The following is a 20244-nucleotide window of genomic DNA, read 5'->3' as shown; positions in this document are numbered from 1 at the left end:
AAATACATCGAGAAGGATGCGGCGCTGGCCCGCCGCTTCCAGCCGGTGACGGTGGACGAACCGTCGGCAGACGACGCGGTGTCGATCCTGCGCGGCATCAAGAGCAAATACGAGGTCCATCACGGCGTGCGCATCGCCGACGCGGCGGTGGTCGCGGCGGTGAGCCTGTCGGCGCGCTACATCGGCGACCGCCGGCTGCCCGACAAGGCCATCGNCGAGCCGCCTGCGCATGGCGATCGACAGCAAGCCGGAGGCGCTCGACGCCGTCGACCGCCGCGTCGCCCAGCTGAAGATCGAGCGCGAGGCGCTGAAGGCCGAACCGGATGCCGCCTCGCAGGAGCGCCTGCATGTGCTTGAGGGCGAGCTGGCCGAGGCGGAAGCCCGTCAGTCCTCGATGGAGGAGGAGTGGCGGGCCTCGCAGTCCCGCCGCACCGAGGGCCGCCGCCTGAAGGAGGAGCTGGACCAGGCCCGCACCAGGCTGGAGCGCGCCCAGCGCGACGGCGACTGGGCCAAGGCCGGCGAGCTGGCCTATGGCGTGGTGCCCGACCTGGAGAAGCGTCTGGCCGAGGCCGAATCGCGCGCCAGTGCCGAGCGGGACGAGGTGACGGCCAAGGACATCGGCGCCGTCGTCACCCGCTGGACCGGCATCCCGGTCGAACGGATGCTGGAGGGCGAGCGCCAGCGGCTGAAGGGCATGGAGGACAAGCTGGCGGAGCGTGTCGTCGGCCAGAAGGAGGCGGTGCGCGCGGTGTCCAAGGCGGTGCGGCGCGCCCGCGCCGGGCTGAAGGATCCCAGCCGCCCGACCGGTTCCTTCCTGTTCCTCGGCCCCACCGGCGNGATGATGCGGCGCGCCGCTCCCTATCAGGTCGTGCTGCTGGACGAGGTGGAGAAGGCGCATCCCGACGTGCTGAACGTCCTCTTGCAGGCGCTCGACGACGGGCGGCTGACCGACGGGCAGGGCCGCACCGCCGACTTCCGCCACGCCATCCTCATCATGACCTCCAATCTGGGGGCGGAGGCGCTGAGCGCGCTTGGCGACGACGAGGACATGGCCGGCGTGACGGTGGAGGTGATGGACGCGGTGCGCAAGGCGTTCCGGCCGGAATTCCTCAACCGGCTGGACGATGTGCTGATCTTCCGCCGGCTGGGCAGGGACCAGATGGCGCGGATCGTCGACATCCAGCTGGCCCGTGTCAACGAGCGGCTGGCCGAGCGCGGCGTCACCCTGGCGGCGGACGCGGCGGCCAAGCGGCGGTTGGGCGATCTGGGCTGGGATCCGGCCTTCGGCGCCCGTCCGTTGAAGCGCGCCATCCAGGGCCTTGTCGAGGACCCCATCGCCGAGCGCCTGCTCGACGAGGAGGTGGAGGGCAAGACCACGATGACCCTGTCGCTGGTCGACGGACGGCTGGCGCTGGACGGCGTGGTGGTCGAGGAGGACCGGCCGCACGGCTTCAAGGCCCCGGAACGCCCGCCCTTGGGCTTCGCCCTGCCGCCGGTGGCGAGTTCCGCCAACGCACGCGAGGCGTCGGTTCACTGACCGGTGGGTCACTGATGGTTCCGCGATGATGGAGAAGGCTTCGGGCGCACGGCGTCCGAAGCCTTTTTCACCTCCGGGCCGCCGGTGGCCGCAGATGGTGGATCACCATTTGGTCTTCAGCTGTTTGTGGCCATCGCTCGACCAGATGTTGGCGACGGCATCCACCCCGAAACGACCGTATCGGCCGTGCCAATTGCCCGTGGGTCTGCTACATCTTTGCACCGCAACATGGGGGGCAGAGATGGCCGCGACGATCCCACCGTACCTGACGACCTTCTCGCTGACCGGACAGGTGGCCCTGGTCACCGGGGCAGGCCGCGGCCTGGGGCTGGAGATCGCGCGGGCACTGGCCGGGTCGGGTGCCCATGTGCTGCTGAACGGCCGCGACGCCGCCGTTCTGGAAGCCCGTGTCGCCGAGATCGAAGCCGTCGGCGGAGCGGCGTCGGCGTTGGCCTTCGACGTGTCGGACCGGGCGGCGGTGCGCGACGCCTTCGCGCGGATCGAGCGGGAGCATGGGCGGCTCGACGTGCTGGTCCAGAATGTCGGCCAGCGCAACCGCAAGCCGCTCGCCGACCTGACCGACGACGAGATCCTCACCCTTCTGGATGTCGATCTGGCCTCCAGCCTGATCCTGGCAAGAGAGGCGGCGCGGTTGATGCTGCCGCGCGGCCGGGGCCGGATGATCGCCGTCACCTCCGTCGCCGGCCAGATCTCGCGCGCCAACGACAGCGTCTATGCCGCGGCGAAGGCGGGGCTGAACGGCATGGTGCGGGCGCTGGCCGCCGAATACGGTCCGCATGGCCTGACCAGCAACGCCATCGCACCCGGCTTTTTCGCGACCGAAACGAATGCCGCCATCGTCGCCGATCCCGAACGCGGGGCCTATTTCGCCAACCGCACGCCGATGCGCCGCTGGGGCCGTCCGGAGGAGATCGCCGGGGCGGCGGTGTTCCTGGCGTCCGCCGCGGCGTCCTATGTCAACGGCCATGTCCTGGTCGTGGACGGCGGCGCCACCATCTTGATGTGAGCCGCCGGCCGATTGACACCGCGATGCTGACCATACCGATCTCCTGCGGCGACCCCGCCGCCCTGTTCCGCCCCTGGAGCGCCGAACCCTGGGCCATGCTGCTCGACAGCGCGGCGCCCCATCCACAGAATGGACGCCATTCCTATATCGTTGCAGAACCGTTCCAAACGGTCGAAGCGATTGACGGACTGACGCTGGTCGATGGGGCGCCGGTGCCCGGCAGTCCCTTCGACGCGCTGGAACGGGCGCTGACAGCATGTCCCCTGCCCTCCGCCGGCCCGGTTCCCTTCACCGGAGGGGCGGTGGGCTTTGTCGGTTACGAAGCCGGAATGGCTTTGGAAGGGCTGCGCTCCCGCCATGGCAATCCGGGCGGACAGCCCGACATGGCCTTCGGCCTCTACGATGTCGTCGCCGCTTTCGACCGGGAAACCCGGAGCGCCTGGGTCGTCGCCGCCCGGCCGGAGGCGGAGGACCGCGCCCGCCGCATGGCCGCGCGGCTGTCCGTACCGCCACCGGAACAATCGGCCGGACCGGCTCCGCTGCGCTGGCGGTCGGAACTGTCGCGTCCCGACTATCTCGACCGGGTCGGCCGTGTGCTGGAGTATATCCGGGCCGGCGACATCTATCAGGCGAACTTCACCCAGCGCTTCCTGGCCGATGTGGACCGGTCCATCGACGCCTATGCGCTGTACGAGCGTCTGCGCCGTCTCAGCCCGGCGCCCTTCGCCGCTTTTCTCAATTGCGGTCACCGGCTGCGGCTGGCCGGCGCCTCGCCCGAACGCTTCATCCGGCTCCGCGCCGACCGGACCACCGAGACGAGACCGATCAAGGGCACCCGCCCGCGCCATGCCGATCCCGAGGCCGACGCGGCGGCGGCGGCGGAACTGTCGGCCAGCATCAAGGACCGGGCGGAAAACCTGATGATCACCGACCTGCTGCGCAACGATCTGGCGCGCGTGTCGGAGGTCGGCAGCGTCAAGGTGCCGGTGCTGTTCGGGCTGGAGAGCTTCGCCAGCGTCCATCATCTGGTGTCGGTCGTCACTTCCCGGCTGGTGCCGGGGCTGGGGCCGGTCGATCTGCTGCGCGCCGCCTGCCCCGGCGGTTCGATCACCGGCGCGCCGAAGATCCGCGCCATGCAGATCATCGACGAGCTGGAGGTCGCCCGCCGCGGCGCCTATTGCGGGTCGGTCGCCTGGATCGGCTTCGACGGCGCCATGGACAGCAACATCGTCATCCGCACCCTGTCGGTGACGCAGAACCACGTCATCGCCCAGGCCGGCGGCGGCATCGTCGCCGATTCCGACCCGGCGGCGGAACATGAGGAGATGCTGGTCAAGGCCCGCGCCCAGCTGCGCGCCGCCGGCGATCCAGTGGTGGAGGGACTGCAATGACCATCTGGCTGAACGGCCGAATGCTGCCGGCCACAGAGGCGCGGATCGACCCGGCAGATCGCGGATTCACCCTGGGCGACGGCCTGTTCGAGACGATCCGCATCAAGGACGGCGCACCGCGCCACCTGCCCCGCCATCTCGCCCGGCTCACCGCCGGCGCCGACCTGCTGCGCCTGCCGCTGCCCTACGACATCGCGGCGCTGTCGGAGGCGATGGCGGCGCTGGTCGCGGCGACCGGCCTCAAGGATGGCGTGCTGCGCCTGACCCTGTCGCGCGGCACCGGCGCCCGCGGGGTTCTGCCGCCGGCCGATGCCCGCCCGACGGCGATGATGACGGTCGCTCCCGCCGCCCACATGACCGCACCGGTCGCCGCCGTGATCGCCCGCAGCACCCGCCGCAACGAGCATTCGCCGCTGTCGCGGCTGAAGTCGCTGAATTACCTGGATTCCATCCTGGCCCGGCAGGAGGCGGCGGAGCGCGGCGCCGACGAAGCGCTGCTGCTGAATTGCGCCGGACGGTTGGCCGAATCCAGCATCGCCAGCCTGTTCCTGTCGGTCGGCGGCCGGCTGCTGACGCCGCCCACCGCCGACGGCGCACTGCCCGGCATCCGCCGCGCCCTGATCCTGGAGCGCCATGGCGCGGAGGAAGCGCCGCTCACCCCCGACGATTTCGCCCGCGCCGACGAGGCGATCCTGACCAACAGCCTGGGCCTGCGCCCGCTGCTGTCGGTGGACGGCAATCCGGTCGGAAACGGCACCGCCGGCCCGGTCCTGGCCCGGCTGCTGGCCGACCCGGACCTTTAAGCAATCGAGGGACAGTCATGATCGAAACGGTGAACTATCCCGAACTGACCGCCATCGGCTTCATGGTCGAGGCGAGCCGGGAGGATCTGCCGGCGGCGGTATCGGCGGCATGGGAGCGCCTGTTCGCCGCCGACAGCGGGGCGACCTCCTTCGCGGCGGTGTCGCTGCCGGAGGAGAACGGGCTGCAGCGCGAACTGGTCGGATTCCTGGCAGCCAAGGCCACGGAGATTCCGCCGGGCATGGTCCGCGTCGATCTCGATGCCGGCCGCTATCTGCGCCTCATCCAGGACGGCCCGGTCTCCGCCATCCCGGACGGCTTTGCCCAACTGCATGCCCATGCGGCGGACAGCGGCCTGAAGCTGAGCGGCATCGCGCTCGACTTCGGCCACCGTCCGGGCCTGCCCGCCGGCCGCCACGAACTGCATCTGGCGCTGGCACCGCAGTTGCCGGCGCTGGGCTGACGGTGGATCCCCTCTCCCCGTGGGGGGAGAGAGGGAATCACGCCCCCCTTACTTCAAGAACGGCAGGTTCAGCCCCTGCTCCTTGGCGCAAGCAATGGCGATGTCATAGCCGGCGTCGGCATGGCGCATCACGCCGGTGGCCGGGTCGTTCCACAGCACGCGCTCGACCCGCTTGGCCGCCGCGTCGCTGCCGTCGCAGACGATGACCATGCCCGAATGCTGGGAGAAGCCCATGCCGACACCGCCGCCATGGTGCAGGCTGACCCAGGTCGCCCCGCTGGCGGTGTTCAGCAGCGCGTTCAGCAGCGGCCAGTCCGACACGGCGTCGGTACCGTCCTTCATCGCTTCGGTCTCGCGGTTCGGGCTGGCGACCGAGCCGCTGTCGAGGTGGTCGCGGCCGATGACGATGGGGGCCTTCAGCTCGCCCGACTTCACCATCTCGTTGAAGGCGAGGCCCAGCCGGTGGCGCTGCCCCAAGCCCACCCAGCAGATGCGCGCCGGCAGTCCCTGGAACTGGATGCGCTTGGCCGCCATGTCGAGCCAGTTGTGCAGGTGCGGATCGTCGGGGATCAGCTCCTTCACCTTGGCGTCGGTCTTGCGGATGTCCTCCGGATCACCGGACAGGGCGGCCCAACGGAACGGGCCGATGCCGCGGCAGAACAGCGGGCGGATGTAGGCGGGGACGAAGCCGGGGAAGTCGAAGGCGTTCTCCAGCCCCTCCTCCTTCGCCATCTGGCGGATGTTGTTGCCGTAATCGACGGTCGGAATGCCCATGCCGTGGAAGGCCAGCATGGCTTCCACCTGCACCCGCATCGACTTGCGCGATGCTGCGGCCACCGCGGCCGGCTGGCTTTCGCGGGCGCTCTCCCACTCCTCCAGCGTCCAGCCCTGCGGCAGATAGCCGTTCACCGGATCGTGGGCGGAGGTCTGGTCGGTGACGATGTGCGGCCGGGCCTTGATGTCGGTCTCGGCGCGGCGCGCCAGTTCCGGGAACACGTCGGCGGCGTTGCCGAGCAGGCCGACCGAGATCGCCTCGCCCTTGGCGCAGGCCTCGTCGATCCAGGCCAGCGCCTCGTCCAGATCGGCGGTGTGACGGTCGAGATAGCCGGTGCGGATGCGCATCTCGATGCTGCTGGGACGGCATTCCACCGCCAGCATGCAGGCGCCGGCCATGGTGGCGGCCAGCGGCTGCGCCCCGCCCATGCCGCCGAGGCCGCCGGTCAGGATCCACTTGCCCTTCAGGTCGCCGTTGTAGTGCTGGCGCCCGGCCTCGACGAAGGTCTCGTAGGTGCCCTGCACGATGCCCTGGCTACCGATGTAGATCCAGCTGCCGGCGGTCATCTGGCCGTACATCGCCAGACCCTTGCGGTCCAGCTCGTTGAAATGCTCCCAGGTCGCCCAGCGCGGCACGAGGTTGGAATTGGCGATCAGCACGCGCGGCGCGTCGGCATGGGTGCGGAAGACGCCGACCGGCTTGCCCGACTGGACCAGCAGGGTCTCGTCGTCGTTCAGCGTCTTCAGCGCCGAGACGATGCGGTCGAAGCTCTCCCAGTCGCGGGCGGCGCGGCCGATGCCGCCATAGACGACCAGCTCCTGCGGCCGTTCGGCGACATCGGGGTCGAGGTTGTTCATCAGCATGCGCAACGGCGCCTCGGCGAGCCAGCTCTTGCAGCTCAGTTCGGGGCCGTGCGGGGCACGGATGACGCGCTGGTTGTCGAGGCGGGATGACATCTGGTGATGACTCCTGGTGGGAGGGATGTGCGTTTCGGGGATCGGTTTTCGCTAATGGGGCGGCAACTGGAACCGCGCGCCCAACCGGTAGCGGCTGCCGGGATGCACCAGCATCGCGACCGTCACCACCCGCCCCTGGACCCAGGTGCGGCGGGTCACGCGCAGGCAGGGCTCGGTGACGGGGATGTCCAGCAGCCGCGCGATTTCCGGCGTCGGCGACACCGCTTCGATGACATGCTCGACCTGCGGCGAGGCCTCCAACCGGATCAGATACTCGCCCGGCGTCTGGCGGGTGAAGTCCTGATCCAGATAGTCGGGCGCGACCGACGGATTGACCCAGCGTTCCTCAAGCTGTACTGGCACGTCGCTTTCGCTGTGGACGACGATGGAATGGAACAACTTCGCCCCGACCGGCAGGTTGAAGCGGCGGGCCAGCCCGGCATCGGCGGCAACCGCGAGCAATTGCTCCACCCGGCAGGAATGGACGTTGCCGCGCTCGGCGATCTCGTCGGCGATGCTGCGCAGTTCCACCACGTCGGTGCTGGGCGGCCGTTCGGCGACGAAGGTGCCCAGCCCCTGCACGCGGGTCAGCAGCCCCTCGTCGGTCAGGTCGCGCAAGGCGCGGTGGACGGTCATGCGGCTGACCGAGAATTCCTCCAGCAGCTTGTGCTCCGACGGGATCTGGAAGCCTTCCGGCCAGTCGCCGGAGCTGATCCGGCGGCGGATGGCCTCCTTGATCTGGGCGTAACGCGGCTGGGCGGTGGAGATGGTGTCGCTCATGCGGCCCCCGCTTCGACGCGCGGCTTGCGGACCACCCCGCCGTTCACCACCGCCATGCAGGGGTTGAGGCCGATGGCGTAGGCCAGTTCCGCCGGATGCTCGATGCGCCAGACCGCCAGATCGGCGCGTTTGCCCGGCGCGATCACCCCACGGTCGTCCAGCCCCAGCGCCTTCGCCGCATGGCGGGTGATGCCGGCCAGCGCCTCCGCCGGCGTCAGGCGGAAGAAGGTGCAGCCCATCGACAGCATCAGCAGCAGCGATGTCACCGGCGAGGTGCCGGGGTTGTTGTCGGTGGACAGCGCCATCGGCACGCCATGGCGGCGCAGCAGCTCGATGGGGGGCAGCTTGGTCTCGCGCAGGGCATAGAAGGCGCCGGGCAGCAGCACCGCCACCGTGCCGGCCTTGGCCATGGCGACGACACCCTCCTCGTCCAGATGCTCGATATGGTCGGCCGACAGGCCGCCGAACTCCGCCACCAGCCGGGCGCCGCCGAGATTGCTCAGCTGCTCCGCATGCAGCTTCACCGGCAGGCCGAGCCGCTTCGCCACCTCGAACACCCGGCGGGTCTGGGCGACTGAGAAGCCGATCCCCTCGCAGAAGGCGTCCACCGCATCGGCCAGCCCGGCTTCGGCGATGGCCGGCAGCGTCTCGGCACAGATGCGGTCGATGTAGCCGTCCGGGTCGCCCTTGAACTCCGGCGGCAGGGCGTGGGCGCCGAGGTAGGTGGTGCGCACCTCCACCGGGCGGACCTGGGCCAACCGGCGGGCGACGCACAGCATCCGCGTCTCGGTCTCGCTGTCGAGGCCGTAGCCGGACTTCACCTCCACCGTCGTCACGCCCTCGGCCAGCAGGCTGTCCAGCCGGGGCAGCGTGGCGGCCAGAAGCTGGTCCTCGCTGGCGGCACGGGTGGCGGTGACGGTCGACAGGATGCCGCCGCCGGCCCGCGCGATCTCCTCATAGCTGGCGCCGTTCAGCCGCATCTCGAACTCGCGGGCGCGGTTGCCGCCATAAACGAGATGGGTGTGGCAGTCGATGAGGCCGGGGGTCATCCAGCCGCCCTGCCCCGAATGCACTTCGGTCGCCAGATCCTCCGGTGCGCCGGTCAGCTCGGTGCGCGGCCCGACATAAGCGATGCGGCCGTCCTTGATGCCCACCGCCGCGTCGGCGATGGCGCCGTAGCCGTCGGCATCACCCATCGTGGCCCCGTCCATCGTGGCAACAGACAGGTCGATCCACAGGGAATCCCACGGCGCGCTGGTCGGCATCGGTTCGGCTCCTTCCTACAAGTTCGTGCAGCAACCCTCTTGGCATCAGGTTGCCTATACTTGTATAGTGTTGTCTATAATAACGAGGGCGCCCTCATGAGCAACCTGTTTTTTGCCTCGGCGCTGCTGCCGGACGGCTGGGCGGAAGATGTGCTGGTCACGGTGGACGGCCGGGGCCGGATCGTCTCGGCAACGCCCGGCGCCGCCTGCCCGGCCGATGCGGAGCGCTTTGCCGGGGCGGCGGTCGCCGGCATCGCCAATTTGCACTCCCACGCCCACCAGCGCGCCATCGCCGGGATGGGTGAGTCCTCCGGCGAGGGGTCGGACAGCTTCTGGAGCTGGCGCGATGTGATGTACCGGGCGCTCGACCGCATGGACCCGGAGGATTTCGAGGCGGTCGCCGCCCAGCTCTATGTCGAAACGCTGAAGGCCGGCTTCACCGCCATCGCCGAATTCCATTACCTGCACCATGACCGCGACGGCGGCGCCTATGCCGACCCGGCGGAGATGAGCCACCGCGCCATCGCCGCCGCGCGGACTGCCGGTCTGCCGATCGCGCTGCTGCCGGTGCTCTACAACGCGTCGGGCTTCGGCGGCACGCCGCCGACCGCCGGGCAGCGCCGCTTCATCCATGACGGGGCAGGGTTCGCGCGGCTGACCGGTGCCCTGCGCGATGCCTATGGCAAGGCCGACGACGTGCGGCTCGGCATCGCCCCGCATTCCCTGCGCGCCGTTCCCGATGCCTTGCTTACTGAGATCGTCGCCGCCAACCCGCAAGGCCCGATCCACATCCACATCGCCGAGCAGCGCAAGGAGGTCGAGGACTGCCTCGCCTTCCGCAACCGTCGCCCGGTGGAACATCTGCTGGAGACCCAACCGGTCGATGACCGCTGGTGCCTGATCCACGCCACCCACATGACCGAGACCGAAGTGATGGGCGTCGCTGCCAGTGGCGCCGTTGCCGGCCTGTGCCCGACCACCGAGGCCAATCTCGGCGACGGCTTCTTCGCCGCCGAGTCCTACATGGGCCAGGGCGGGCGCTGGGGCATCGGCTCCGACAGCCACATCTCCGTCAGCCCGGTGGAGGAACTGCGCTGGCTGGAATACGGCGCGCGGCTGACCAGCGAACGGCGCACCGTGCTGGCCGGCGGCCCCCGCCGCTCCACCGCCCGCCGGCTGGTGGAGGACGCCCAGGCTGGCGGGGCCCAGGCGACCGGGTTCGACTCTGGTCGCATCGCCGCCGGTCTCCGCGCCGACATCGTCGTGCTCGACACCGACCACCCGCTGCTGGCGGCACGCAAGGGCGACGCGCTGCTGGACGGCTGGATTTTCGCCGGAAACACCCCCCTCGTGCGCGACGTATTGATCGCCGGACGCGCCGTCGTCCGCGACCGCCGCCACCCGCGCGAGGACGAAATCGCCGACCGCTTCAAAAAGACACTTGGGAGACTTCTGGGATGAGCGAGACCATCACTCTGGTTCCGGGCGCGCTGTCGCTCGACACGCTGCGCAGCATCTACCGCGGCCGTCCGGCCCTGACGCTCGACCCGGCGGCCTATCCGCGGATGGAGCGCTCGCGTGCCCTGATCGACAAGATCGCCGGCGGCGACGAGGCGGTCTATGGCGTCAACACCGGCTTCGGCAAGCTGGCGCACACCCACATCGCGGCGAGCGATCTGGAAAAGCTCCAGCGCAACCTGATCCTGTCGCACGCCACCGGCGTCGGCGCCCCGCTGGCCGACGGCGTGGTGCGGCTGATCCTTGTCATCAAGGCGGTCAGCCTCGCCGTCGGCGCCTCGGGCGTGCGGCCGGCGCTGGTCGATGCGCTGCTGAAGCTCTATGAGGCCGACGTGCTGCCGGTGGTGCCGGGCAAGGGCTCCGTCGGTGCATCGGGCGATCTGGCGCCGCTGGCCCATCTGTGCGGCGTGCTGCTTGGCATCGGCCATGTCCGGGTGCAGGGCAAGACGCTGCCGGCGGAAGAGGGGCTGCGCATCGCCGGCCTGCCGGTCTTCGACCTGAAGGCCAAGGAAGGTCTGGCGCTGATCAACGGCACCCAGGTCTCGACCGGTCTGGCGCTCGCCGGCCTGTTCGAGATCGAGCGCACCTTCAAGGCGGCGCTGGTCGCCGGTTCCCTGTCGGTGGAAGCGGTCATGGGCAGCCACCGCCCCTTCGACGCCCGCATCAGCGCTCTGCGCGGACAGCCCGGCCAGATCGCCGTCGCCGCCGCCTTCCGCGAGGTGCTTGCCGGCAGCGAACTGAACGCCAGCCACCAGGGCCCCGACTGCCACCGGGTGCAGGATCCCTACAGCCTGCGCTGCCAACCGCAGGTGATGGGCGCCGTGCTCGACCAGATGCGGCAGGCGGCGCGCACCCTGGTGATCGAGGCCAACGGCGTCACCGACAACCCGCTGGTTCTGGTCGACACCGGCGAGGTGCTGTCCGGCGGCAACTTCCATGCGGAGCCGGTGGCGATGGCCGCCGACCAGCTCGCCATCGCCGCGTCGGAAATCGGCGCGCTCGCCGAGCGCCGCATCGCCATGCTGATCGACACCACCATCAGCGGCCTGCCGCCCTTCCTGGTCGCCGAACCCGGCCTGAACTCCGGCTTCATGATCGCCCATGTCACCGCCGCCGCGCTCGCGTCGGAGAACAAGACGCTCGCCCACCCCGCCAGCGTCGACAGCCTGCCGACCTCCGCCAACCAGGAGGACCATGTCAGCATGGCGACCTTCGCGGCGCGCCGGCTGGGCGACATCGCCGGCAACGTCGCCGACATCGTCGGCATAGAGCTTTTGGCCGCGATTCAGGGTCTGGAGTTCCACCGCCCGCTGAAGACCACCGAGCGGCTGGAGCAGGCCATCGCCACCATCCGCGCCCAAGTGCCGCGCTACGAGGTCGACCGTTACTTCGCCCCGGATCTGGCCGCCATCGGTGCCCTGGTGCGCGACGGGTCGCTCGACCATCTGATGCCGGTATCCCTGGAGACCGCACAATGAGCGACAGCATCTTCGATCTGGTGCAAGGCGACGGGCCGCTGGTCATCAGCATGCCCCATTGCGGCACCGACCTCTCCCCCGGTCTGGCCGGGCGGCTGACGGAGGAGGCGCTCACCCTGCGCGACACCGACTGGCACATCCCCCGCCTGTACGGCTTCGCCACGGGCATGGGCGCCACGCTGCTCAGCGCCCGCTATTCCCGCTATGTCGTCGACCTCAACCGGGCCTCGACCGGCGAGAGCCTCTATCCCGGACAGGCGACCACCGGCCTGTGCCCGGACGTGATGTTCGACGGCACGCCGCTCTACCGCGACGGACAGGCGCCCGACGAAGCCGAAGTGGCGCAGCGGGTCGACGGCTATTGGCGGCCCTATCACGATGCGCTGGCAGCGGAGCTGGAGCGGGTGAAGGCGCGCCACGGCTTTGCCCTGCTCTATGACGCCCATTCGATCCGCAGCCATGTGCCGCGGCTGTTCGACGGCCGTCTGCCCGACCTCAATCTGGGAACGGCGCGCGGCACCAGCGTCGATGCCCAACTGGCCGCCCGCGTCGTCGCGGCGATGGAGAGCGCCGCGGCGGCGGAGGGCTTGACCTGCGTCGCCAACGGCCGCTTCGTCGGCGGCCACATCACCCGCGCCTACGGCCAGCCGGCGAACGGCGTCCACGCCATCCAGATGGAACTGGCGCAGGACCGCTATATGGACGAGGAGGCGCCGCCCTTCGCCTACCGTCCGGACCGGGCGGAAAAGCTCCAACGGGTGCTGACGGCGCTGCTCGACGCCTTCACCGGCTGGCGGCCGGCGCAAGGCTGACCCGCCACGGAGGCTGAACGGGGGCGCGGAACCGCCCCCGTACGATCCGCGTTCCTCTGCGGCGCCCATGCTGGGGCGTGGGAGGCAGGGGACCGGCGTTGAGCGACATCATCGGACAGAATAAGGGACAGCGGGGCATCGAGAATCCGGGCGGCGGCATCGGCTATGGCGGGCGCCCGGCCCCCGCCGTCCTGCAACCGGCCCTGACCGCCGTCGATACGCTGGATGCGCAGGTCCACGACATCGTCACCTGCGATCCCGGCCCGGTCAGCCGGGCGCTGGCAACCGCGGGCCATTACGCCATAAAACGCCATGTGCTGATTCCCGGCTTCGCCATCGCGGGCATCGTCGGGCTGCTGACCGGTCAGGCGGATCTGCGCCGCGCCGGCAGCGTCGGAGTGGCCGGGCTGGTGGCGACCGCCAGTGCCAGCCGCTCGATCAAACGCTACGTCAAACGCCGCCGTCCCGACGAATGCGAACCGCGGCAACGGCCGGGCAAGCGGATCAGCGCCCGTTCGCTGCCGTCCGGCCATGCGGCAAGCGCCTTTGCCGCCGCGACCGCGCTCGCCACGGTCAGCCGGTCGCCGGCGCAAAGCCTGCTGATTTACGGAGCCGCAGCCGCGATGGCCAGCGGCCGGGTGGTGAAGCACCGGCACTGGGCGTCGGACGTGGTGGCCGGCGCCTTGCTGGGGACCGCGATCACTCTGTTGGCGCGGCGCCTCCTGGCACGCTGAGCGGCTATTTCTTCGGCAGCGGCAGGCTGGCCTGTTCGGCCTTCGCCGGATCGGCCAGCCGCTTGGCGCGCTTGTTGCGCATCTCGGCCGCCTCCCCTGCCTTGAGCGGCACGAAGCCGTCAGGGCGCATGGCGTTGCCGACGATCTGCTTCAGCAGGTCGATGTTGGTGGTCTGCACCCGGCGGCCGCGGCGGACCTGATCGAGGAACTTCTGCGACGGGGTCAGCACATAGTCGATGGCGTCGATGCGCTTGCCGACCTTGGTGTATTCCTTGTCGGCGATGTCGAGGATCCCCTCGTCCACCAGGGCGTCGACGGCGGAGGTCACCACGCGCAGGGTGTCGCGGCGGCGCGACCACTCGTTCATGCCGCTGTTCTTGATGATCTCATCGGCACTGATCGACACCGGCTTCGCCTCGTCGTCGGCGGTGTCGTACTCGATGGACAGGCGGTTGTAGAGCCAGCGCGACACCGGCGACTTCAGTTTCATCAGCCAGGCGTAGGAGACCGGCTTGAACTCCAGGTCGCGGATGGCGGCGGAGACCAGCGGGTTGAACTCCAGATAGGTCTCCTCGACCCCGCCGTCCTCATCGACCAGATCGGGCCGCGAGCGGATGGCCAGCACCGGGAAGGCGGTGGATTCCAGCAGATTCTGTCCGCGGCTCTTCTTGCCCGGCTCGGCGCTGCCGCCGGTGGAAATGATGATGCGCGACCGCGCCAGGATGGTCAGGGATTCGCGGATGTCCTGGATCGACAGGGTGTGGTTGACCGCCCGCAGTTCCCGCTGGATTTCGTACAGGCTGAAACGCATCTGCACCTTGTCGCGGTTCTCGCCGGTCAGCGACAGGCGCGAGCGGTCCATGGCAAGACGGCGCACGACCTGCTCGACCACCTGCTCGCGCTCCGACGGGAAGATCTCGACTTCCACCAGATCCGGGCCGCTGCCGGGGGCGCGGTCTTCCTTCTTGGCGGTGCTGAGCCGGTCGATACGGGCGGGCTGGACGGTCAGGCGGTAGTTGCGGCCGCGGAAGGCGAACTCGCGCCGCACCGACTTGATGAAACTGTCCTTGGTGACCAGCTCGCCCTTGTCCTTGGCAGCCTTTTCCTTGTCGTTGTCGCGGGAGACGAAGACGAAGCGCGGCGCCAGATCGTAGAGCGCGATCAGGTGCGATTGCGAACGGTCTTCCAGCTCGAACAGGATCAGCTGTGCGGCGCTGGTCGGGGCCATCTTGGTCATGAACGTCTCCGAAGGTCGGGAGTTACCATGGCGCGCCGAGCCCCACGGCGCAACAGAACCGAAGGAAATTACCGCCTCCGGAGTGGAGCAACAGCCCGCGCACATGGTGCGACAGCCCGCGATGATGGAGCAACGGCCCGCGGCCATGGAGCCATAGCCCGCGATTGCCGCCTTCCTCCCTTCTTCCCAGGGCGCAGAAGCGCTGCTCCTTGAAGAATCGGGAAGAATCGGGCCCGGCGCAGCGCAAGGGAAACGCGGGCTACCGCTCCATGGTCGGGCAACGCGATCTCCAGCGCCGTCTCCGGACCGTCCATGGTGCTGTCGACCATCCGAGCTGACCCGGTATCGCGGGCTGTTGCTCCAGGAACAGCCGGGGAGACGCTGGAAAACGCCCTGCAAGCGGCCGGGAACCTGGCCGGCAATCGCGGGCAACGGCTCCATATGCGCGGCCAGAAGCGCCAGGATTCCGATTCGGGCGGGCATCGCGGGCTGTGGCTCCATGGTCGCGGGCAAGGGCTTCACGGTCGCGGGCTATCGCTGACCATCCGCGGGCAGCCGCTCTATGGAGTGCGAGCCCGCGATTCGACTCTGCCGCGGACCGCTTCGAATCCTCCCTGCCAATCATGCCATCCACACGCCACTGCCGCCGGTTCGGCCAGGGCGGCCATTGGCACGGAGGAGTGTCGCCACAGATGACCGACCATAGCGCAAACCCCAACCGCTGGGGCCGGATTCCGGCCTGGTGGCTGGATCACCCCGACCTCGACGCCGATGGCCTCGCCGTGCTGGCAGCCCTCAGCACCTATGCCGACGAGGCGGGAATCTGCTGGCCCTCGCAAGCGACGTTGGCGGGCAAGCTGAAACGCAGCCGCCCGACCGTCAACCGGATCCTGGGCAAGCTGGAGGCGCTCGGGCTGGTGGCCATCGAACACCGGCGGTCGGCCAGCGGCGGCCGCCTCAGCTGCCGCTACCGGCTGGCGCTGACCGTCACCGGCAGCATCGGGGAGGGTGCAGCGGTGGACAGCCCCGCTGACTCATCGACGGACTCCCCCTGTTCAGCAGCGAGTCACGAACAGCCTGAACCTGAACAGATTCCGGACACGCTCCACCGGCGGGCGGGCGAACGGCAGGCAATCGGCGAAAAGCCGGCCGCTGCGCACCCTGTCGCCCAACAGGTCGGTGAAGACTGGACCCCATCCGCCGCGGATCGCCAATGGGCGGCGGCGCGCTTTCCCGCCGTCGATCTCGACCGCCATGCCGAGCGCTTCGTCGAGCAATGCCGCGCCCATGGCTACCGCTACCGCGACATCGCCGCCGCGTGGCGCTCCTGGTTGCTGCAGGACATGGCCCATATGACGCAACAGCCCGCGGAACGCTCCCGCACTCCGAATGGCGGAGCAAACCGCACCCGGACCGGCCATTCCAAAGCCAATCGTCCTGTCACTCGTCCTGGCGCGGATGCCGAACAACGCCTGTCGGCCTGGGCCAGCGTCGCCGCACGGCTGAACGGCCAGCCCGCCGCCGCCACCAGCCCCACCAACCCCTGGGGAGTGGGGGCATGAGCAACCTTCACCCGTTCCCCGCCACGCCGGCCTCATCGCCCAGCCTGCCCCTTCCCTTCGATCCGGCGATGGCGCCGGTTTTGCGCAGCCGGATGCTGCGCGAGGCGCTGCCCGATCCACTGCGGCAACTGCTCGACCGTGGGCAGATCGGCCGCCACAGCCGCTTCACCGACGATGGCTTCGCCGATGTGGTGGAGGATTGGACGCCGCCGGCGGGAGTGACGCCGCGCCATGCCGCTCTTGCCCGCCGCGCCCTTGCGGAATTCGACACCGGCATTCTGGCGCCGGCGCCGGCCAATCACCTGCTGGGCCGCGTGCTGGCGCTGCTGAGCCATTTCCCCGCCAAGGCGACGACGCCCGAGGTGGAGCAATTGCTCGCGATGGATTGGGCCGACGATCTGGGGGAGTTTCCGGCCTGGGCGATCGATCAGGCGGCCAGGGTCTGGCGCCGCACCCGCAAATGGCGGCCGAGCATCGCCGAGATCCGCGCCCTGTGCGAGGAAGCCTGTGCCGCGGAACGGGCTTTGGCCGAGCGCCTGCGCGCCATCGCCATGGCCGGGGAACGGGCTGCGGACAATGGTGGAGGTGGAAGGAGCGCCGCGGTGCGGCCTGTGCTGGCCTCTACCCTGCGCCGCATGCGATGATAACCGGACCTCGGTCTTGTGATGCACCGGCCTGTGGCAGTGACGACACCCTGCCCCGGGGTTGCGAAGCTAAGACATGTCTTAGATTTGCGCCAGGTCCGCGCTTTGCTAAAAGGGGCCCACAGCCGATGGCGAAAAGGGACATGAGATGACCAACCACACGGGGCACGGGCCGGTGAAGCGCTTGCTGGTCAATGGCCCGAAGGGCGGGATCGGCAAGACGACGCTCAGCCGCAACATCGCGGTGGCGGCGGCGCTCGACGGCTGCACGGTCGCGACGCTCGATCTCGACCCCCAGCGCAGCCTGACCAAATGGTTCGCCAAGCGTCCGGACGGCATGGCAACCATCACCCATTTCGAAGCGGGCATGACCCCCGGCGACATCCGTGCCGCCCTGGACGGCATCGACGGCTACGACCTGCTGGTGATCGACACCCCGCCGTCGATCGAGGACCATCCGGAGGAGTTCAAGCTGCTGGCCCTGTCCTCGGACCTGATCGTGGTGCCGACCGGGCAGAGCGACGACGACCTCGATTCCGTCCGGCCCTGGATGCGCTTCGTCCGCCGCTATGGCAAGAACGCGGCCTTCGTGATGAACCGCGTCAAGCCGCGCACCCGCGGCTTCACCGAGGCGCAGCGCAAGCTGCTGGGGGATGGCCGGATCTGTCCGGTCGAGGTGCCGGACTACGAGGACATCCAGTTCACCGCCAGCCGCGGCATCGGCCTTCTGGAGCTGAAGGGCGGCAAGGGGGCCGAGCATGTCGCCGGTGTCTGGGCCTTCGTCCGTCATGAACTGGAGCTGGCGCAATGAGTGGGTTCAAACAGGTTTCCAAGGCCCAGGCCCGCCGCCACATCGCGGTGGACGAGCGGATCGAGCGCATGGCGGAGGCGACCGTCGATCTCGTCCGCCGTGAGGAGTTCGTGCAGGAGATCTCCACCCTGTGGCGCAGCGCCCAGGAGAAGTTCCTGCTGATCGGCCGCTATCTGGTCCAGGCCCGCATGCGCCTGCCCCATGGCGAGTTCCAGGCGATGGTCGAGAACGAGCTGCCCTTCGGTTATCAGGTCGCCTACCAGCTGCGCATGGTGGCGGAGGCGGTGGACAGCGGACGCCTCCCCGGCTCCAAGCTGCCGCCCAGCTATGCCACCGTCTATCAGCTTGCCACCCTGACCAGCGAGCAGCTGCGGCTGGCGGACCAGCGCAACCTGATCCGGCCCGACGTTACCCGGCCGGAGATCGTCCGCTTCAAGCGCGACCTGCGGAGCAAGGCCATCGATCATGTCAGCCGGCGCGAGGCGTTGGAGGCCGAACGTCAGCGGCTGCGCGAGCGCCTGATCGCCGTCGAGGCGGAGCTGGCGTCGCTGGACGACCAGGAGGACTGACGCCCCGGCGATCCGGCTGGCTGCGTCCTTTGCCCCGCCGGTCCGGAACGCTGTATTCTGTCCGCATCTCTGTCCTTGACGACTGACTTGCGGGAGACGCCATGCCGAGCATCGATCTGAACTGCGACATGGGCGAGGGCTATGGCGCCTGGGCGATGGGGGACGACCGCGCGATGCTGGACATCGTCACCTCGGCCAACATCGCCTGCGGCTTCCATGCCGGCGATCCGACCATCATGGCCGACACCGCCCGGCTGGCCGGGGAGAAGGGTGTGCGCATCGGCGCCCATCCCGGCTTCGAGGACCGTTCCGGCTTCGGCCGTCGCGTCATCCGCGGTATCACTGCGACGGAGGTGGAGCGATTGGTCGCCTATCAGGTCGGCGCGCTCCAGGCCTGCGCCGCCCTGTCGGGTCAGCGCGTCACCCATGTGAAGCCGCACGGCGCGCTCTACAACATGGCAGCGGTGGAGCCGGATCTGGCCGGCGCCATCGTCCGCGCCGTCAAGGCGGTCGACCCCGCCCTGCTGTTCGTCGTTCCGCCCTTGAGCGCGATGGACCGGGCCGGCCAGGACGCCGGCTTGCGCGTCGCCCGTGAGGCCTTTGCCGACCGCACCTATGAGGATGACGGCACCCTGACGCCGCGGACCGTTGCGGGATCGGTGATCCACGACCCCGGTCTCGCCGCGGCGCGCGTGGTGAGAATGGTGCTGGACGGCGCCGTGGAAAGCCGCCATGGCACGCGCCTGCCCATCGTTGCCGATACCATCTGTGTCCATGGCGATACCGCCACCGCCGTCGCCATGGCCGCCGCCGTACGCCGCGCACTGGAACAGGCCGGCGTTGCGGTGAAGGCCGTGGTCTGAACGCTGGAACGCGGCTGATCGGTGAACGGTCAGCCGCAGTGGCCGATCCATTTTTCAAGAACCCCAGTCCGGGGCCCACCGCTACGGGGATTGCGCGAATCCGTCGGCATTTCTGCCGCCGCAGCAATGCAAAGTCCAGGTCACAGTTTTGTCAGAATTTTAGACGAACATCCCTCAAACCGGAAAGGATACACAGGGCCACATCGACGAAATGGACAGTCGACCCCCGGCCAACCAGCGCAGGTCTTGCCCATGCAACGACGAATTTCCATGCCTATTCTGGCGGCGATGGCGATTTTATCGACCGGCGAGGCGTCTGCTGAAATTCTCTATCAAAAGGATAGTGTTGCAGACCGGCGTCATTTCTTGCAGGTCGATGTCTCCTGGGGCGCGCTGGAGATCGGTCAGGCCGATGGGGCCCGCAACCGTCTGGTCGGGAGCACGGCGATGCCTGCCACGGCGGGCGCCGGAAACGGCACGGCCAAGCTGACCTACTACACCCCGCCGCTGCGTGGGGTCGAGCTTGGCGCCAGCTACACCCCGCTGCCGCGCGGCAACGCCGACATGCCGGATCCGCGTGAGGCTCTGCATCTGGTGGAAGCGGCGGTGCGCAAGACCCTGCGGATCGGCGGACTCAATGCCCGGCTGACCGCCGGCACCAGCCGCGCGCGGGTGCGCGCCGACAGCCGCCGCCTGCCGCGCCAGTCCTGGATCATCGGCAGCCAATTCATGTGGCAGGGCCTGACACTCGACGGCGACCTGCGCCAGCAGGAGGAGGCGGACGGCGCGGCCTTCCGCAGACTGAATGCGCGGCTGGCCTATGGCCGGGGCGACATGACGCTGTCATTCCGGGTGCGCCGGTCGGCATCGGACGGGGCGGCTGCCAACGACCGCTATCTCGCCGACCTGACCTATCGCATCACGCCACGCTGGCAGGTGATGGCCGACACCAGGCTCGACGCCGGGCCGGAAACGATGGGCGCGGTGATGAAGGTCGGCGCCCGGCTGCAATTCTGATCCA

Annotated in this window: 19 protein-coding genes and 2 pseudogenes; 17 read left to right on the top strand and 4 right to left on the bottom strand. The window is 69.3% G+C overall.

What is annotated here, in order from left to right; all coding sequences use genetic code 11:
- From A6A40_RS32025 to A6A40_RS28010, 7 genes and pseudogenes are all read left to right on the top strand, one after another.
- A pseudogene (locus A6A40_RS32025) lies at positions 1-214 on the top strand (hypothetical protein); the annotation flags it as partial.
- A 1-nt stretch (position 215) separates the two neighbouring features.
- A pseudogene (locus tag A6A40_RS32020) lies at positions 216-836 on the top strand (ATP-dependent chaperone ClpB); the annotation flags it as partial.
- Position 837: 1 nt separating this feature from the next.
- On the top strand, positions 838-1537 hold a 700-nt coding region (locus A6A40_RS32015; protein WP_236784109.1), incomplete at its 5' end, for an AAA family ATPase.
- A 241-nt stretch (positions 1538-1778) separates the two neighbouring features.
- Positions 1779-2564, top strand: a complete 786-nt coding sequence (locus A6A40_RS28025) for an SDR family oxidoreductase (protein WP_108549124.1) — start codon at positions 1779-1781, stop codon at positions 2562-2564.
- Positions 2565-2587: 23 nt separating this feature from the next.
- Positions 2588-3955: an aminodeoxychorismate synthase component I gene (gene pabB / locus A6A40_RS28020; protein WP_108549123.1), complete on the top strand. Its 1368-nt coding sequence runs from the start codon at positions 2588-2590 to the stop codon at positions 3953-3955.
- Positions 3952-4758: an aminotransferase class IV gene (locus A6A40_RS28015; RefSeq protein ID WP_108549122.1), complete on the top strand. Its 807-nt coding sequence runs from the start codon at positions 3952-3954 to the stop codon at positions 4756-4758. Before pabB ends, A6A40_RS28015 begins: the two co-directional genes overlap by 4 nt.
- A gap of 17 nt (positions 4759-4775) precedes the next feature.
- Positions 4776-5219: a GyrI-like domain-containing protein gene (locus A6A40_RS28010; RefSeq protein WP_108549121.1), complete on the top strand. Its 444-nt coding sequence runs from the start codon at positions 4776-4778 to the stop codon at positions 5217-5219.
- A 48-nt stretch (positions 5220-5267) separates the two neighbouring features.
- On the opposite strand, the gene hutU is transcribed toward A6A40_RS28010, so the two are convergent.
- Genes hutU through hutI form a run of 3 tightly spaced genes read right to left on the bottom strand, consistent with a single transcriptional unit; the run spans position 5268 to position 8995 of the window.
- Positions 5268-6950 (bottom strand): urocanate hydratase, encoded by a 1683-nt coding sequence (gene hutU, locus A6A40_RS28005; RefSeq protein WP_108549120.1) that lies wholly within the window; start codon positions 6948-6950, stop codon positions 5268-5270.
- 51 nt (positions 6951-7001) lie between these two features.
- Positions 7002-7730 (bottom strand): histidine utilization repressor, encoded by a 729-nt coding sequence (gene hutC, locus A6A40_RS28000; protein ID WP_108549119.1) that lies wholly within the window; start codon positions 7728-7730, stop codon positions 7002-7004.
- Complete coding sequence (hutI, locus tag A6A40_RS27995; RefSeq protein ID WP_108549118.1) at positions 7727-8995, bottom strand: imidazolonepropionase; 1269 nt, start codon at positions 8993-8995, stop codon at positions 7727-7729. Before hutI ends, hutC begins: the two co-directional genes overlap by 4 nt.
- Positions 8996-9091: 96 nt before the next feature.
- Between hutI and A6A40_RS27990 the strand changes: the two genes are divergently transcribed.
- The 4 genes from A6A40_RS27990 (at position 9092) to A6A40_RS27975 (ending at position 13537) form a co-directional block, all read left to right on the top strand.
- Entirely contained in the window at positions 9092-10456 is a 1365-nt protein-coding gene (locus A6A40_RS27990) for a formimidoylglutamate deiminase (RefSeq protein WP_108549117.1), read from the top strand.
- On the top strand, positions 10453-11991 hold the full coding sequence (gene hutH, locus A6A40_RS27985) for a histidine ammonia-lyase (RefSeq protein ID WP_108549116.1): 1539 nt from the start codon (positions 10453-10455) through the stop codon (positions 11989-11991). The genes A6A40_RS27990 and hutH overlap by 4 nt, the downstream gene beginning before the upstream one ends.
- A complete protein-coding gene (hutG, locus tag A6A40_RS27980) occupies positions 11988-12803 on the top strand; it encodes an N-formylglutamate deformylase (protein WP_108549115.1) in 816 nt (271 codons plus the stop codon). The genes hutH and hutG overlap by 4 nt, the downstream gene beginning before the upstream one ends.
- Positions 12804-12901: 98 nt before the next feature.
- Positions 12902-13537 (top strand): phosphatase PAP2 family protein, encoded by a 636-nt coding sequence (locus A6A40_RS27975; RefSeq protein ID WP_236784108.1) that lies wholly within the window; start codon positions 12902-12904, stop codon positions 13535-13537.
- A 4-nt stretch (positions 13538-13541) separates the two neighbouring features.
- On the opposite strand, the gene A6A40_RS27970 is transcribed toward A6A40_RS27975, so the two are convergent.
- Positions 13542-14774, bottom strand: coding sequence for a plasmid replication protein (locus A6A40_RS27970; protein WP_108549113.1), 1233 nt, complete (start codon positions 14772-14774; stop codon positions 13542-13544).
- A gap of 692 nt (positions 14775-15466) precedes the next feature.
- Here A6A40_RS27970 and A6A40_RS27965 point away from each other — a divergent pair.
- The 6 genes from A6A40_RS27965 (at position 15467) to A6A40_RS27940 (ending at position 20240) form a co-directional block, all read left to right on the top strand.
- Complete coding sequence (locus tag A6A40_RS27965; protein WP_108549112.1) at positions 15467-16336, top strand: helix-turn-helix domain-containing protein; 870 nt, start codon at positions 15467-15469, stop codon at positions 16334-16336.
- Positions 16333-16980 (top strand): hypothetical protein, encoded by a 648-nt coding sequence (locus tag A6A40_RS27960; RefSeq protein WP_108549111.1) that lies wholly within the window; start codon positions 16333-16335, stop codon positions 16978-16980. Before A6A40_RS27965 ends, A6A40_RS27960 begins: the two co-directional genes overlap by 4 nt.
- Before the next feature lie 148 nt (positions 16981-17128).
- On the top strand, positions 17129-17791 hold the full coding sequence (locus tag A6A40_RS27955) for a ParA family protein (protein ID WP_108549110.1): 663 nt from the start codon (positions 17129-17131) through the stop codon (positions 17789-17791).
- A complete protein-coding gene (locus A6A40_RS27950; RefSeq protein ID WP_108549109.1) occupies positions 17788-18360 on the top strand; it encodes a hypothetical protein in 573 nt (190 codons plus the stop codon). Before A6A40_RS27955 ends, A6A40_RS27950 begins: the two co-directional genes overlap by 4 nt.
- Before the next feature lie 101 nt (positions 18361-18461).
- Positions 18462-19223, top strand: a complete 762-nt coding sequence (locus tag A6A40_RS27945) for a LamB/YcsF family protein (protein WP_108549108.1) — start codon at positions 18462-18464, stop codon at positions 19221-19223.
- A gap of 126 nt (positions 19224-19349) precedes the next feature.
- On the top strand, positions 19350-20240 hold the full coding sequence (locus tag A6A40_RS27940; RefSeq protein WP_335645216.1) for a porin: 891 nt from the start codon (positions 19350-19352) through the stop codon (positions 20238-20240).
- Positions 20241-20244: the final 4 nt, after the last annotated feature.

Source organism: Azospirillum humicireducens (genome assembly GCF_001639105.2).
Lineage (GTDB): Bacteria > Pseudomonadota > Alphaproteobacteria > Azospirillales > Azospirillaceae > Azospirillum > Azospirillum humicireducens.
This window is presented reverse-complemented; position numbering and strand designations above follow the sequence as displayed.